16 protein-coding genes are annotated in these 14,982 nt (G+C 73.7%); 13 read left to right on the top strand and 3 right to left on the bottom strand.

Annotated elements, in window-relative coordinates; all coding sequences use genetic code 11:
• Positions 1-38 precede the first annotated feature (38 nt).
• The 8 genes from B5Y66_RS18180 to B5Y66_RS18215 all read left to right on the top strand — a co-directional run bounded on the left by B5Y66_RS18180 (position 39) and on the right by B5Y66_RS18215 (position 8,750).
• Positions 39-1,370, top strand: a complete 1,332-nt coding sequence (locus B5Y66_RS18180) for an extracellular solute-binding protein (protein ID WP_079576045.1) — start codon at positions 39-41, stop codon at positions 1,368-1,370.
• A gap of 107 nt (positions 1,371-1,477) precedes the next feature.
• Complete coding sequence (locus B5Y66_RS18185) at positions 1,478-2,407, top strand: carbohydrate ABC transporter permease (RefSeq protein WP_079576046.1); 930 nt, start codon at positions 1,478-1,480, stop codon at positions 2,405-2,407.
• Positions 2,404-3,333 carry a carbohydrate ABC transporter permease gene (locus tag B5Y66_RS18190; protein WP_079576047.1) on the top strand — a complete coding sequence of 310 codons (930 nt, stop codon included), beginning with the start codon at positions 2,404-2,406 and terminating at the stop codon, positions 3,331-3,333. Before B5Y66_RS18185 ends, B5Y66_RS18190 begins: the two co-directional genes overlap by 4 nt.
• Position 3,334: 1 nt before the next feature.
• Complete coding sequence (locus tag B5Y66_RS18195; RefSeq protein WP_079576048.1) at positions 3,335-4,342, top strand: ROK family protein; 1,008 nt, start codon at positions 3,335-3,337, stop codon at positions 4,340-4,342.
• Positions 4,339-5,655, top strand: a complete 1,317-nt coding sequence (locus B5Y66_RS18200) for an extracellular solute-binding protein (RefSeq protein ID WP_245807208.1) — start codon at positions 4,339-4,341, stop codon at positions 5,653-5,655. Before B5Y66_RS18195 ends, B5Y66_RS18200 begins: the two co-directional genes overlap by 4 nt.
• A 61-nt stretch (positions 5,656-5,716) precedes the next feature.
• Positions 5,717-6,499 (top strand): glucosamine-6-phosphate deaminase, encoded by a 783-nt coding sequence (gene nagB / locus B5Y66_RS18205; protein ID WP_079576049.1) that lies wholly within the window; start codon positions 5,717-5,719, stop codon positions 6,497-6,499.
• 74 nt (positions 6,500-6,573) lie between these two features.
• Positions 6,574-6,891, top strand: coding sequence for a DUF3039 domain-containing protein (locus tag B5Y66_RS18210; protein WP_079576050.1), 318 nt, complete (start codon positions 6,574-6,576; stop codon positions 6,889-6,891).
• Positions 6,892-6,968: 77 nt separating this feature from the next.
• Complete coding sequence (locus B5Y66_RS18215) at positions 6,969-8,750, top strand: DEAD/DEAH box helicase (RefSeq protein ID WP_245807237.1); 1,782 nt, start codon at positions 6,969-6,971, stop codon at positions 8,748-8,750.
• Between the two features lie 13 nt (positions 8,751-8,763).
• Here B5Y66_RS18215 and B5Y66_RS18220 read toward each other — a convergent pair whose 3' ends face one another.
• The gene (locus B5Y66_RS18220; protein ID WP_079576052.1) at positions 8,764-10,200 is read right to left on the bottom strand and encodes a nicotinate phosphoribosyltransferase; all 1,437 of its coding nucleotides are present in this window, start codon (positions 10,198-10,200) and stop codon (positions 8,764-8,766) included.
• Positions 10,201-10,343: 143 nt separating this feature from the next.
• Here B5Y66_RS18220 and clpS point away from each other — a divergent pair, with 143 nt between their 5' ends.
• The 5 genes from clpS (at position 10,344) to B5Y66_RS18245 (ending at position 13,474) form a co-directional block, all read left to right on the top strand.
• Positions 10,344-10,661 (top strand): ATP-dependent Clp protease adapter ClpS, encoded by a 318-nt coding sequence (gene clpS, locus B5Y66_RS18225; RefSeq protein ID WP_217700859.1) that lies wholly within the window; start codon positions 10,344-10,346, stop codon positions 10,659-10,661.
• Positions 10,658-11,341, top strand: a complete 684-nt coding sequence (locus B5Y66_RS18230; protein ID WP_176168925.1) for a DUF2017 family protein — start codon at positions 10,658-10,660, stop codon at positions 11,339-11,341. The genes clpS and B5Y66_RS18230 overlap by 4 nt, the downstream gene beginning before the upstream one ends.
• Before the next feature lie 107 nt (positions 11,342-11,448).
• Positions 11,449-12,252 (top strand): glutamate racemase, encoded by an 804-nt coding sequence (murI, locus tag B5Y66_RS18235; protein WP_079576055.1) that lies wholly within the window; start codon positions 11,449-11,451, stop codon positions 12,250-12,252.
• Complete coding sequence (locus B5Y66_RS18240) at positions 12,249-13,055, top strand: MBL fold metallo-hydrolase (protein WP_079576056.1); 807 nt, start codon at positions 12,249-12,251, stop codon at positions 13,053-13,055. Before murI ends, B5Y66_RS18240 begins: the two co-directional genes overlap by 4 nt.
• 17 nt (positions 13,056-13,072) lie before the next feature.
• Positions 13,073-13,474, top strand: coding sequence for a DUF3054 domain-containing protein (locus B5Y66_RS18245; RefSeq protein WP_079576057.1), 402 nt, complete (start codon positions 13,073-13,075; stop codon positions 13,472-13,474).
• Between the two features lie 19 nt (positions 13,475-13,493).
• Here B5Y66_RS18245 and rdgB read toward each other — a convergent pair whose 3' ends face one another.
• Entirely contained in the window at positions 13,494-14,162 is a 669-nt protein-coding gene (gene rdgB, locus B5Y66_RS18250) for an RdgB/HAM1 family non-canonical purine NTP pyrophosphatase (protein ID WP_079576058.1), read from the bottom strand.
• A gap of 2 nt (positions 14,163-14,164) precedes the next feature.
• On the bottom strand, positions 14,165-14,932 hold the full coding sequence (gene rph / locus B5Y66_RS18255) for a ribonuclease PH (RefSeq protein WP_079576319.1): 768 nt from the start codon (positions 14,930-14,932) through the stop codon (positions 14,165-14,167).
• Positions 14,933-14,982 lie beyond the last annotated feature (50 nt).

Below are 14,982 nucleotides of genomic sequence, written 5' to 3' on the forward strand. Positions count from 1 at the left end.
TCCTGGCGCCGCTCTGCTCAGACCGAGAGGAATCCCCAGTGAAGAGGACCCGTGTCGTCGCCACCGGCGTGGCGACGAGCCTGACCCTGGCGCTCGCGCTCGCCGCGTGCGCGCCCGCCGCCGACGAGGGGAGCGGCGAGACCGGCGCCTCCCCCGAGGCCGGCGACATCACCCTGTGGCTCGCCGGTGCGGACACCAACGACGACCTGCGGAAGTACCTCGTCGACACGTTCGCCGAGGAGAACCCCGGCTCGACGCTGACGATCGAGGAGCAGGACTGGACCGACCTGGTCACGAAGCTCACGACCGCGCTGCCCGACGCCGCGAACACCCCCGACGTCGTCGAGATCGGCAACACGCAGGCCCCGACGTTCACCTACGCGGGCGCGTTCCGCGAGGTCTCGCCCGAGCTGTACGACGAGCTGGGCGGCGACAAGCTGCTGCAGTCGTTCGTCGAGGCCGGCTCGATCGACGAGACCAAGTACGCGCTGCCGTACTACTACGGCTCGCGCTACATGTTCTTCCGCAAGGACATCTGGTCGAAGGCCGGCCTCGAGGTCCCCACGACGCTGGAGGAGTTCGGCGACTCGGTCAAGGAGCTCACCTCCAAGAAGCAGTCCGGCTTCGCGATGGGCGGCCAGGACTGGCGCAACGGCATCTCCTGGGTGTTCGCGAACGGCGGCGAGCTCGCCGTCAAGGACGGCGAGCAGTGGACCTCCACGCTGTCCGACCCGAACACGGTCAAGGGCCTCGAGCAGTGGCAGGACGTGTTCGAGGGCGCCTCGAACCTCCCGCCGACGGCGAAGGACGAGGCGTACTGGGACTTCATCAACGACGGCACCGACGGCGCTGCACCCCAGGGCGCGACGATCATGGCGCCGGGCTGGGCCCGCTGGTCGATCGGTGACATGACGAAGGGCGACGACGGCAAGGAGGTGCGGGACGGCATGGTCGACGACAAGAAGTTCGACATCTTCGCCCTGCCCGGCGTCGACGGCGGCGTCGCCCCCGTGTTCGCCGGTGGCTCGAACCTTGCCGTGTCGGCGAAGTCGCAGCACCCGGAGCTCGCGGAGAACCTGCTGCGGATCGTGTACTCGGACGAGTACCAGACCCAGCTCGCCGAGGCGGGCCTGGGGCCGGCCAACACCGACTTCAACAAGCTCATGGAGGTCGACAAGTTCGGCGAGGTCGCCGTCGAGACGGCCGAGGCGTCGAAGCTGACCCCGGCCGCGCCCGGCTGGGCCGCCGTGGAGGGCGCCTCCGTCTACGAGGAGCTCTTCCAGAAGATCGCCGAGGGCGGTGACGTGACGGCTCTCGCCAAGCAGTACGACGAGAAGCTCACGCCGATGCTCAACGGCCAGGCGGGCTGACCCCCTCACGCCCCACCCCCTGACGGGCGGAGCGGTGCCCCTCGCTGGTCCCCCCACCAGCGCCACCGCTCCGCCCGTCACCCACGACCCCCGGGAAGGAGGACCGCATGACCGCCGCGACGCCCGCGCCCGCCATCGCGATCCGCCGTCGGCGCACGCCGGCCACCCCCTACCTCCTGCTGATCCCCGCCGTGCTGGTCCTGCTGGTCGGCCTCGGGTACCCCGTGTACTGGCAGGTCGTGACCTCGCTGCAGGAATACGGGATGATGCAGCAGTTCGGCGCGCCCCCGACCTTCGCCGGCCTGGACAACTACGCGCGCATCTTCTCCGACGAGCGGCTGTGGACGGTCGTCGGGCGCTCCGTGCTCTTCTGCCTCGTGAACGCGTTCCTCACCGTGGCGATCGGTCTCGGCCTCGCGCTCCTCATGAAGGCGGTGCACGCCGCCGTCCGCGTCACCATGCAGGTCGTGCTGCTCCTGGCCTGGGCGACGCCGCTCGTGGCCGCGGTGACCGTCTTCCGGTGGCTCTTCGACTACCGTGCGGGCGTCGTGAACTGGCTGCTCGTGCAGATGGGGTTCGAGCAGTACCAGGGCTACGCCTGGCTCGCCCAGCCGCTGACGTTCTTCCTGGTCGCGACCGTGGTCATCGTGTGGATGTCCGTGCCGTTCGTGGCCATGTCCCTGTACGCCGGTCTCACGCAGGTCTCCGAGGAGGTCCTCGAGGCCGCCCGGCTCGACGGGGCCCGCCCCGCGCAGATCCTGCGCCACATCCTGCTGCCGCTGGTGCGCCCGGTGCTCGCCATCGTGCTGCTGCTGCAGATCATCTGGGACCTGCGCGTGTTCGCGCAGATCCGCCTGCTGCAGGACGCCGGGGCCCCGATCTCGGAGACGAACCTGCTGGGCAACTTCATCTACGAGCTCGGCATCGGCAGCCAGGACTTCTCCGGCGCCGCCGCCGTCTCCATCTTCGTCCTGCTGCTCACGGTGCTGCTCGCCGCGCCGTACGTGCGCAGCCTCATGAAGGAGGACGCCGCATGAGTACCGCGACCGAGACCGCGCGGCCGTCCGCCGCGCCCGTGGTGCGCGACGTCCGCCCGGACGCGCGCCGCCCGCGGCCGCGGGTCGGCAAGATCCTGCTGGGGGCGCTGGGGATCGTGCTCTCCCTCGTGTGGGCGTTCCCCGTCTACTGGATGCTGCTGTCGGCCGTGACGCCGGACGCCCGCCTCCGGGCGAGCACCCCGAGCTTCCTGCCCACGCACTTCACGCTCTCGAACTTCGGCAGCGTGCTGACGGGCTCGGGGTTCGGCGGGGCGCTGCGGATGAGCCTGATGATCACGGGCGTGACGATCGTGGTCGTCCTGGCGTTCGCGTTCCTCGCGGCGCTCGCCATCAGCCGCTGGCGCTTCCGCGGCCGGACCGGCTTCGTGCTGGCGGTGCTGTTCATCCAGATGCTGCCCGCCGAGGGCCTGTTCATCGCGCAGTACAAGATGCTCTCGACAGTGGGGGAGAGCGCGCCCGTGCTCGGCCTCAACTCCGTGCTCGGTATCTCGATCCTGTACGCCGCGATGCTGGTGCCGTTCACGATCTGGATGCTGCGCGGCTTCGTCGCGGGCGTCCCGGCGGAGCTCGAGGAGGCGGCCATGGTCGACGGGCTCTCGCGCACCAAGGCGTTCCTGCGGATCACGTTCCCGCTGCTCGCGCCGGGCCTCGTCGCCTCGGGCGTGTACGCGTTCCTCCAGGCGTGGAACGAGTTCACGACGGCGCTCGTGATCCTGCCCGCCGAGGACCACCAGACGCTGCCGATCTGGCTGCGCAGCTTCCTGTCCGCCTCGGCGAACCGCGGCATCGACTGGGGCGAGGTCATGGCGGCCTCGACGCTCATCGCGGTGCCGGTCATCGTCTTCTTCCTCTTCGTGCAGGGCCGGATGACGTCCGGTCTGGTCTCCGGGGCGGTGAAGGGCTGACGTGGACGACGGCACAACGAGGGTGACGGGTCGCCCGACCGGACCGACCGTCGGGCTCGACATCGGCGGCACCAAGACGCTCGCCGTCCTGCTCGACGCGGCCGGCGCCACCGTGGCGCAGGCACGGCTGGCCACCGAGCGGGGTCCGGCCGGCGTGGTGGCGGGCGCGGCACGCGCCGTGCGCGGCGTCGCCCGACAGGCCGGGGTCGACGTCTCCGAGGTCGCCGGCGTGGGCGTCGGCATGCCTGGCCTCGTCGACCCCGCCGCGGGCACCGTGCGCCACGCCGTGAACGTCGGCGTGGACGCGTCGCCGCTGGCGCTCGCCCGGCTGCTCGGCGAAGAGCTCGGCGGCGTCCCCGTGGGCCTGGAGAACGACCTGAACGTGGCGGCGCTCGGCGCCGCGCACCTGGAGGCCACCGCGACGGGCACGCCGCGGGGCAGCGTGGACCTCGCGTTCCTCGCGCTCGGCACCGGGCTGGCCGCGGGCCTCGTGCTCGACGGCGAGCTCCGGCGCGGGTTCGGCGGCGCCGCGGGCGAGATCGGGCACGTGCCGGTCGACCCGGGCGGCCCCGTGTGCCCGTGCGGTCAGCGCGGCTGCCTCGAGCTGTACGCGTCGGGCACGGCGGTGGCCCGGCTGTGGCCCACCGACACGGGCCGCCCGGCGCCCGTCGAGCTGTTCGAGGCGGCAGCCCGTGGCGTGCCCGCGGCCGTCGAGGTGCGCGACGCCTACGCGTCGGCCGTCGCCGCGGCCGTGCGCATGCTGGTGCTCACGGTCGACGTCCAGCACGTGGTGCTGGGCGGCGGGGTGGCCCAGCTCGGCGACCCGCTGCTCGACGCCGTGCGCGCCGCCCTGACGCGGGAGTCGCGGTCCTCCGGATTCCTCGGCTCGCTGCACCTGGCCGACCGGGTCCGCCTCGCGCCGGGCCGCGTGCCCGTGGGCGCCGTGGGCGCCGCCGTCGTCGGGCGCACGGTCGCCGGCCCGGCACCGGTGAACGGGGTGGCGTCGTGACCCGACGTCGGGCAGGGGCGGCCACCGGTCTGCTCGTGCTCGCGCTGGCGGGGTGCTCCACGCCGGGCGCCGGCGCGGAGCGGTCGGGTCCCGACCAGGACCTCACGATGTGGTTGGTCGGCACGGACACCACGCCCGAGCTGCGCGAGTACCTGGTGCAGACGTTCGAGGACGAGCACCCGGGCGCGACCCTCACGATCGAGCAGCAGGAGTGGGGCGACCTCGTCGAGAACCTCACCGAGGCGCTGGACGACCCCGCCACCACGCCGGACGTCGTCGAGGTCGGGAACACCCAGTCGCCGACGTTCACCACCTCCGGCGCGTTCCGCGAGATCTCGCCGGAGCTGTTCGAGGAGCTGGGCGGCGACGCGCTGCTGCCTTCGTTCGTCGAGGCGGGGTCGGTCGACGGCCGCCACTACGCGCTGCCCTACTACTTCGGCTCGCGCTACGTCTTCTACCGCAAGGACCTGTGGGCTGCCGCCGGGTTCGACAAGCCGACGACGCTGGCCGAGTTCGGCGAGACGGTCAAGGCGCTGACCGACGACGACCACGCCGGGTTCGCGATGGGCGGCCAGGACTGGCGCAACGGCGTCTCCTGGGTGTTCGCGAACGGCGGCGAGCTCGCGGTGAAGGAGGGCGACCGCTGGGTGTCGACCCTGTCGGACCCGAGGACCGTCGAGGGCCTCGAGATGTGGCAGGACGTGTACGAGAACGCGTCGTACCTGCCGTCCACCGAGAAGGACGTCTCGTACTGGGACTTCCTCAACGACGGCGTGGAGGAGGCTCCGCCCGCGGCGGCCACGATCATGGCGCCCGCCTGGGCGCGCTGGTCGATCGGCCACCTCGAGCGCAACGACGAGGGCGAGCTGGTGCGCGACGGGATGAAGGACGGCGACACGTTCGACATCTTCGCGCTGCCGGGCGTGGACGGGGGCCCGGCCCCGGTCTTCGCGGGCGGGTCGAACATCGCGGTCTCCGCCACGTCGCCGAGCCCCGAGCTGGCCGAGGACGTGCTGCGCGTCGTCTTCTCCGACGAGTTCCAGGAGAGGCTCGCCGGCAGCGGGCTCGGGCCGGCGAACGCCGAGGCGCAGGAGCTGATGAAGGCCGACAAGTTCGGCCGCCTGATGGTCCGCACGGCCGCCGCCTCGAAGCTCACGCCGGCGGCGCCCGGCTGGGCCTCGATCGAGGACGCCGGCGTCTACGAGGAGCTCTTCGGCCGGATCTCCGACGGCGGCGACGTCGCGACGCTCGCCGAGGAGTTCGACGCCCGCCTCACGCCGATGCTCAACACCCCGGCGACAGCCGAGGACTGACGCGCCCGACGCACGACCACGGGGATGATGGACCCGATCCCCCGAGAGACTGGAGCCCCGCATGGAAGTCGTGATCGCCCCCGCCGAGGAGCTGGCCGTGCTCGCGGCCGACGCGATCGAGGCGCTGCTGCGCCGTGACCCCGCCGTCGTGCTCGGCCTGGCCACCGGCTCGAGCCCGCTGAAGGTGTACGACGAGCTGGCGCGCCGCCACCGCGAGGAGGGCCTGTCGTTCGCCCGTGCCCGCGGGTTCATGCTGGACGAGTACGTGGGGCTGCCCGCCGAGCACCCCCAGCGGTACCGCAACGTGATCGAGACGGAGATCGCCTCGCGCGTCGCGTGGCCGGCCGACCAGGTCCTCGGGCCCGACGGCCTGGCCGCGGACATCCCCGCGGCGTGCTCCGCGTACGAGCAGGCGATCACGGACGCCGGTGGCGTGGACCTGCAGATCCTGGGGATCGGCACGGACGGCCACATCGCGTTCAACGAGCCCGGGTCGTCGCTCGCGTCGCGCACCCGGATCAAGACCCTCACCGCCCAGACCCGGGTGGACAACGCGCGGTTCTTCGACGACGACGTGGAGCAGGTGCCGACGCACTGCCTCACCCAGGGCCTGGGCACGATCATGCAGGCGCGCCACCTGGTGCTGCTCGCGACCGGGCGGCAGAAGGCCGAGGCCGTGCACCAGCTCGTCGAGGGGCCGATCTCCGCGATGTGGCCGGGCACGGTGATGCAGCTGCACCCGCACGCCACGGTGCTGGTCGACGACGCGGCGGCCTCGCGCCTGCAGCTCGGCGACTACTACCGCCAGACGTTCACCAGCAAGCCCGGCTGGCAGGGCCTGTGATCCGTGCCCGGATCCGCGCCACGGGGGCGGTCGTGGCCGCGGAGCGTCGGGGGGTCCGTCGTAGACTGCCCGGCATGAGCGATCCCCTCTCCACCCCGCCCGCCGACCCCTCGCAGGACACCGGGGCCGGCACCAGCGTGCTGGAGCGTCCGGACACCCGCGAGCAGGCGGCGGAGCCGGGCGACCACGAGCGCTTCGCGCACTACGTGCGCAAGGAGAAGATCATGGAGTCGGCCCTGTCGGGCAAGCCCGTGATCGCGCTCTGCGGCAAGGTGTGGGTGCCGGGTCGCGACCCGGCGAAGTTCCCCGTGTGCCCGGTCTGCAAGGAGATCTACGACGGCCTGCGCGACCCGCAGGACGGCGAGGGCGGCGAGGGCGACTCCGGCAAGTGAGCGCCCAGCCGCTTCCCGAGCCCGAGTCCACCCCCGATCTCTTCGAAGCCGCGGCGGAGCCGGCCAAGCCGCTGCCGCTGCCGCAGTCGCCGTCGTCGTCGGCGGCGTCGCACCTCAGCCCGGCGTTCCCGCGCCGGGCCCCGTGGGGCACCGCATCCAACCTTCGTGCCTGGCAGGCGGAGGCCCTGGAGCTGTACCGGCAGCGCGACCCGCGCGACTTCCTCGCGGTCGCGACGCCGGGCGCCGGCAAGACGACGTTCGCGCTCCGCGTCGCCACCGAGCTGCTCGAGGCCGGGATCGTGCGGCGCGTGACCGTCGTGGCACCCACGGAGCACCTCAAGCACCAGTGGGCGGACGCCGCCGCGCGTGTCGGCATCCGGATCGACCCGTCGTTCAAGAACAGCCAGGGCAGGCACGGCTCGCACTACGACGGCGTCGCCCTGACGTACGCGCAGGTCGCGGCCAAGCCGGCGCTGCACCGCGCCCGCACGGAGGCGGCCCGCACGCTCGTCATCCTCGACGAGGTGCACCACGGCGGCGACGCCCTGAGCTGGGGCGAAGCCGTCCGGGAGGCGTTCGAGGACGCGACCAAGCGGCTCGCGCTGACGGGCACGCCGTTCCGGTCGGACACGGCGCCGATCCCGTTCGTCACCTACGAGGAGGACCGCGAGGGCATCCGCCGGTCCAAGGCGGACTACACCTACGGCTACGGCGACGCGCTGCGCGACCACGTCGTGCGGCCCGTGCTGTTCATGACCTACTCGGGCAACATGCGCTGGCGCACCAAGGCCGGCGACGAGGTCAGCGCCCGCCTCGGCGAGGCGATGACGAAGGACATGCACGGCCAGGCGTGGCGCACCGCGCTGGACCCGAACGGCGAGTGGATCCCGTCGGTGCTCGCCGGTGCGGACAAGCGGCTGACCGAGATGCGCCGCGCCGTCCCCGACGCGGGAGGGCTCGTCATCGCGACGGACCAGACGGACGCGCGGGCCTACGCCGGGCACCTGGCGCGCCTCACCGGGCAGAGCCCGACGGTCGTGCTGTCCGACGACGACGGCGCGAGCGCCCGCATCGACGAGTTCGCCCAGAGCGACTCGCGGTGGATGGTGGCCGTGCGCATGGTGTCCGAGGGCGTGGACGTGCCGCGTCTGGCGGTCGGCGTGTACGCCACCAGCACCTCCACCCCGCTGTTCTTCGCGCAGGCGGTGGGCCGGTTCGTGCGCGCCCGCAAGCGGGGCGAGACGGCGTCGGTCTTCCTGCCGAGCGTGCCGCTGCTGCTCGAGCTGGCCAACGGCATGGAGCTCGAGCGGGACCACGCGCTGGACCGGCCGAAGACGGCCGAGGAGCAGGGCATCGAGTACGACCCGGAGGCGGAGCTGCTCGCGGCTGCCAATCGGGAGGAGAAGGCGTCGGGCGAGCTCCTCGGCTCGTTCGAGGCGCTCGAGGCGCAGGCGTCGTTCGACCGCGTGCTCTTCGACGGCGGCGAGTTCGGCACCGGCGCGGACGTCGGCTCCGCCGAAGAGCTCGACTTCCTCGGCCTTCCGGGGCTGCTCGAGGCCGACCAGGTGACCACGCTGCTGCGGCAGCGGCAGGCGCAGCAGGTGCGCGGGCGGGGCGGCGCCACGGCGTCCGAGGCCGCGCTCGAGCAGTCGGAGGCGGAGCACCGCCGGGCCGCCGACCTGCGCAAGGAGCTGTCCAAGCTGGTCTCGGCCTGGGCCCGCAAGAGCAGCACGCCGCACGGGTCGGTGCACAACGAGCTGCGCCGTCGGTGCGGCGGCCCCGAGGTGCCGCTCGCCACCGCCGAGCAGCTCACCGCGCGCGTCGAGATGGTGCGGGGCTGGTTCGTCGGGAAGCGATAGCCCCACCCCACCTTCAGCGCAGCACGAGGTCCACGGTGGGGATCGCGGGGTCCCCGGCCGAGAGCCGTCGCCCGCCGCGCGGCAGCTCGGCGCGCGCCTGCAGATGGTGCCGGGCCGCGTTCTGCACGCCGTAGGCGCCCACCCAGCGGGAGTCGACGGCGCCGTCCACGACGAGCGGGACCAGGAGGCGGCGCAGGTCGGGTTGCTCGCCGTCCGACGGCCGGTCGTCCGGGGCGCCACCGTCCTCGGGCGACCAGGCCACGACGAGGTCGTCCGGCCCGGTGACGAGCACCTCCTCGACGGCTCGGCCGTCGGACCCGAAGCGCCGCGCCGCGCCCTTGCGGCCGCCCTGGCTCGTCTTGTGCGCGGACGCCTTCGCGACCGGCTGCAGCACCCCCGAGGCGTCGGCGCGCGCGACGAGCTTGTAGACCATGCCGCAGGTGGGCGCGCCCGACCCGGTGACGAGCGAGGTGCCCACGCCGTAGACGTCCACCGGCATCGCGGCGAGCCCGGCGATCGCGTGCTCGTCCAGGTCGGACGTCACGACGATCTTCGTACCGGTGGCGCCGAGCTCGTCGAGCTGGCGGCGCACCTCGACCGCGAGGACGCCGAGGTCGCCCGAGTCGAGACGGACGGCGCCCAGCGACGTCCCGGCGGCGGCGATCGCGTTCTCGACGCCGCGCCGCACGTCGTACGTGTCGACCAGCAGCGTGGTCCCGGTGCCGAGGGACGCGACCTGGGAGTCGAACGCCGACCGCTCGTCGTCGTGCAGGAGGGTGAACGAGTGCGCGGCCGTGCCGATCGTGTCGACCCCGTAGCGCATGCCCGCCTCGAGGTTCGACGTGCCGGCGAACCCGCCCACGACGGCAGCGCGTGCGGCCGCGACGGCGGCCTGCTCGTGCGCCCGCCGCGAGCCCATCTCGAGCACCGGGCGGTCCACCGCGGCGCTCGTCATGCGCGACGCGGCGGAGGCGATCGCGGAGTCGTAGTTGAGGATCGACAGGATCAGGGTCTCGAGGAGCACCGCCTCGGCGAACGTGCCCTCGACCTGCAGCACGGGAGAGCCGGGGAAGAAGATCTCGCCCTCGGCGTACCCCTGGATCGAGCCGGTGAACCGGTAGCCGCGCAGGAAGTCGAGGGTGCGGGCGTCCACCACGCCGGCCCGCTCGAGGTAGGTCAGCTCGGCGTCCCCGAAGCGGAAGTGAGCGAGCGCCTCCAGGATGCGGCCGGTGCCCGCGAGCACCCCGTAGCGCCGGCCGGCGGGCAGCCGCCGGGTGAACACCTCGAAGACGCAGTGCCGGTGCGCGGTGCCGTCGGCGAGGGCGGCCTGCAGCATCGTCAGCTCGTAGCGGTCCGTGAGCAGGGCGACCGACGGGCGGACGGACGGGAGGGGGGCCGCCGGGACGGCGTGCAGCGACGGGGCGGCGCCGCCCCGGGGCTCGTCGGTCATGGGGACACGGTAGGGGGCACGCGCGGATCCGGCAGGGCGTGGCCCGCCTGCCGGACGGTCGACGCCCACGGCTCGGCTGCGCCTAGGCTGGGCGGGTGAACGGGCAGACGACGACGGCGGCGACCGCGGTCGCGGCGACCGAGGTGGAGCGCGAGACGCGGACCGACGCGGCGACGGCCGTCGCCGACCCGTGGGTGACGATCGTGTGGAACGACCCGGTGAACCTCATGTCGTACGTGAGCTACGTCTTCGAGAGCTATTTCGGCTACCCGCCGGCGAAGGCGCAGAAGCTGATGATGCAGGTGCACCACGACGGGCGCGCCGTCGTGTCGTCCGGCCCGCGCGAGCGCATGGAGGTGGACGTGCAGGCCATGCACGGGTTCGGGCTGTGGGCCACGCTGCGGCAGTCGGGTGCGTCCGACGGCGGCGTCGAGGGCGGCGCGGCAGGAGGCGCCGCGTGACGCCGTTCCGGTCCGCGCCGGCGGGCTACGTCGCCCGGTGGGAGGACGTCGAGCGGGAGGTGCTCGGCCGCGTCGCGCGCGACGTCGCGGAGCTGGTGCGCGCCGAGTCGGGGCTGGAGCCGGGCATCGAGGTCGGTGACGGCGTCGCGTTCACGGGCGTGGCACGGGTGCCGCAGGACCCGGCGGTGCAGCGCCTGCTGCCCGACGCGCACGACGAGGACGCCGACGTCGCCACCGAGTTCCGGCACCTGACCCAGACGGACCTCGCCGCTGGCAAGGTTGCGCGCCTCCTGGCGTTCGCCGACGCGATCGAGTCCCCGGACGAGCTGCCGGACGACCCGCGGGCGGGCGCGGAGGTCGTCGTGCCGCGCGAGTCGGCGCAGGAGTTCGCCGGTGCCCTCACCGACGTGCGACTCGTGCTGGCGGAGCGGCTGGGGCTGGTCGACGACGCCGACGTGGAGACCCTGCACGACGACGTCCTGTCCGGCGTCGACGAGGAGGACGAGGACACCGACGACGCCGACGACACCCCCGACGAGTTCGCCGGCTGGGAGCGGGTCGGGCTGTCGGGCCCGGAGCGGCGGTACTGGGGCGGCGTGTTCGTCGCGGCCGGGTTCGCGCAGGAGTCGCTGGTCGACGAGATGCTCGCGGACCTGCGTGCAGGGCGTGCGGACGGGTGACCGCAGCAGCGTCCCCGCAGGCCGGGACGCTGCTGTGGCGGGCGCCACGCCGTGTCGCCGCTCACTCCCCGGGGTCCTGACGGTCCGTCGCGACTAGGCTTCCTCGGGTGAACGACGCCCCCATCGGGATCTTCGACAGCGGCGTCGGCGGGCTGACCGTCGCGCGCTCCATCCTCGACCAGCTGCCCCACGAGCAGGTGCTCTACCTGGGCGACACGGCGAACAGCCCGTACGGGCCGAAGCCGCTCGCCGCCGTGCGCGCGATGGCGCTCGACGTCATGGACCGGCTGGTCGACGAGGGCGTGAAGATGCTGGTCATCGCCTGCAACTCCGCGACCGCGGTCGCGCTGCCCGACGCCCGCGAGCGGTACACCGTGCGGCGCGGCATCCCGGTGGTCGAGGTGATCCGCCCTGCGGCACGACGCGCGGTGCTCGCCTCCAAGACCGGGCGCATCGGCGTCATCGGCACCAAGGCGACCGTCGACTCGCGCGCCTACGACGACGCGTTCCACGTGACCCCTGGGCTGGAGATCACCACGCAGGCATGTCCGGACTTCGTTCCGCTGGTGGAGCGGGGGCTGACGTCCGGCCCCGAGGTGCTCGAGGTCGCCCACCGCTACCTGGACCCGGTGAAGGCCGCCGGCGTCGACACTCTCGTCCTGGGCTGCACCCACTACCCGCTGCTCGCGGGCGCCGTCTCGTACGTCATGGGGGAGGACGTCACCCTCGTCTCGAGCGCCGAGGAGACCGCCAAGGACGTGTACCGCAACCTCGTGCAGCACGACCTGGAGCGGTCGTCCGACGCGCCCCCGCCCGCGCACCGCTTCCTCGCCACGGGGACGCCCGAGCCGTTCGAGCAGCTCGCGCGCCGGTTCCTGGGGCCGGAGGTGGCCCTGGTGGAGGCCGCATGAGGCTCGTCACCGTCGGTGTCGCCGGCTCCTTCCCCGGGCCCGCCTCGCCCGCGTCCGCCTACCTGCTGCAGGCGCACGACGGCGAGCGGGAGTGGAACGTGCTGCTCGACCTCGGCAACGGGGGGCTCGGAGCGCTGCAGCGGCACGTCGACCCGCTCGACCTGGACGCCGTGGCCCTGTCCCATCTGCACCCGGACCACTGCGCGGACCTGTCGGGGCTGTACGTGTACCTGCGCTACCACCCCGAGCGGGGCGGCACGCGCACCGGGGTCGGGCGGAAGCTGCCCGTGCTCGGGCCCGCCGCCACGCCCGAACGAGCCGCCGCGATGTACGGCCTGGCGCCGGGCGAGTCGATGGCGGGGGAGTACGACTTCCAGGCGTGGCAGCACGGGACGCCGGTGCGCGTGGGTCCGTTCGAGCTCGAGCCCTTCGCGGTGTTCCACCCGGTGGAGGCGTACGGCATCCGCGTGACCGGGCCGTCGTCGGTCCGCCCGGGGGAGCGAGCGACCCTCGTCTACTCCGGGGACACGGATGCCTGCGACGGGCTGGTCGCCGGGGCGCGCGACGCCGACCTGTTCCTGTGCGAGGCCGCGTTCCAGGAGGGGCGCGACGACGCCGTCGAGCGTGGCATCCATCTCACCGGCCGGCGGGCCGGGGAGGCCGCGGCCGCCGCCGGGGCGCGGAGTCTGCTGCTCACGCACCTGCCTGTGTGGAGCTCGCCGGACGTCGCGCGTGCGGAGGCGCGGTCGGTCTACGACGGGCCCGTCGAGGTGGCGGTCGCCGGCGGGGTGCACGAGCTGTGAGCGATAGCCTCGGCCCCGTGAACGACGCCTCCGCTCCCGCCTCCCCGACGACCCCGACTGCTCGGCCCGCCTGGCCCGCCGCCGTCTGCGACCTCGTCTGCGTGCTCGTGTTCACCGTGGTGGGCACGCTCAACCACGACACGGCGGGCGTCGGGCACGTCGCGCTGGTCGGGCTCCCGTTCGTCGTGGGGCTCGCCGTCGGCTGGCTCGCGACGCGCGCCTGGCGCGCCCCCGCGCAGGTGTGGCCCACGGGGGTGGCGGTGTGGTTCGCCACCGTGGTGCTGGGCCTGGTGCTGCGGCCCGTGCTCGGCATCGGCGGGGTCGAGGTGTCGTTCGCGATCGTCACCGCCGTCTTCCTCGGCGTGACGATGCTGGGCTGGCGGGCGCTCGCGGCGCTCGCCGCCCGCCGCCGCGCCTGAGTGGTCGTGCGCGCCCGGGTCAGAGGGCGGCGGCGACCGCCGCGGCCAGGGCGCGGAACGCCTTCCCGCGGTGGCTGATGGCGTTCTTCTCCGCCGGCTCGAGCTCCGAGGACGTGCGCGTCCCGGGCGTGCCGTCGGGCCCGGGGGCCTGCTCGGCGGGCACGTGGACGGGGTCGTAGCCGAAGCCGTTCTCGCCGCGCGGCGCGCGCACCAGGGTGCCGGGCATCTCGCCGAGGCACACCTCCTCGCGCCCGTCCGGGGTCACCAGCGCCGCCGCGCAGACGAACGCCGCGGCGCGGTGCTCGTCGCGCACGTCCGACAGCTGCGCCAGCAGCAGCTCGAGGTTCGCCACGTCGTCGCCGTGCCGCCCCGCCCAGCGGGCCGAGAAGATGCCGGGCGCGCCGCCCATGACGTCCACGCTGAGGCCGGAGTCGTCTGCCACGGCGGGCAGGCCCGTGGCCGCGGCGAGCGCTCGCGCCTTGATGAGCGCGTTCTCGACGAACGACACCCCGTCCTCGACCGGCTCCGGGGCGCCGAGGTCGCCTGCCGTCACCACGGCGTCGTCGGGCAGCGCGTCGAGGCCCGGCTGCTCGCGCAGGATGGCGCGCAGCTCCACGAGCTTCTTGCGGTTGTGCGTGGCCAGCACCAGGCGGGCGCCGGCAGGGACGGTGATGCTCGCGCCGGACATGCTCAGAGCTCCTGCGCCAGCGCCGCGCGCTGGGTCTCGGTGAGCTCGGCCGTGCCGGCGACGGCGAGGTCCAGCAGGGCGTCGAGCTCGGCGCGGTCGAACGGCGCGTGCTCCGCGGTGCCCTGCACCTCCACGAACGTGCCCGACCCGGTCGTCACGACGTTCATGTCCGTCTCGGCCCGCACGTCCTCGACGTAGGGCAGGTCGAGCATCGGGGTCCCGTCGATGATGCCGACGCTGACGGCGGCGACCGAGTCGGTGAGCACCTGCTTGCCGCCGGTGACGTGGCCGTGCCGGGCGCCCCATGCCACGGCGTCGGCGAGGGCCACGTACGCGCCGGTGATCGCGGCGGTGCGGGTGCCGCCGTCGGCCTGCAGGACGTCGCAGTCGAGCACGATCGTGTTCTCCCCGAGCGCCGAGACGTCGACGACGGCGCGCAGCGCGCGGCCGATGAGGCGGGAGATCTCGTGGGTGCGGCCGCCGATCTTGCCCTTGACCGACTCGCGCTGGCTGCGCTCGTTGGTCGCGCGGGGGAGCATCGCGTACTCCGCGGTGACCCAGCCCTCGCCGGAGCCCTTCTTCCAGCGCGGCACGCCCGCGGTGAACGACGCCGTGCACAGCACACGGGTGTTGCCGAACTCCACCAGCACGGAGCCCTCGGCGTTCTGGGTCCACCCGCGCGTGATCGTGACGGGGCGGAGCTGGTCGGGCGTGCGGCCGTCGGCGCGCAGGGCAGCGCCGGGCACGGTCTCGGAAGCGGGGGAGGTCATGCCGTCCACCCTATGCGAGCGCCCGGCAGGCCTCGCCCTAGGATCGTCGG

The organism is Krasilnikoviella flava (genome assembly GCF_900167525.1).
In the GTDB taxonomy this organism is placed as follows: Bacteria; Actinomycetota; Actinomycetes; order Actinomycetales; family Cellulomonadaceae; genus Isoptericola; species Isoptericola flavus.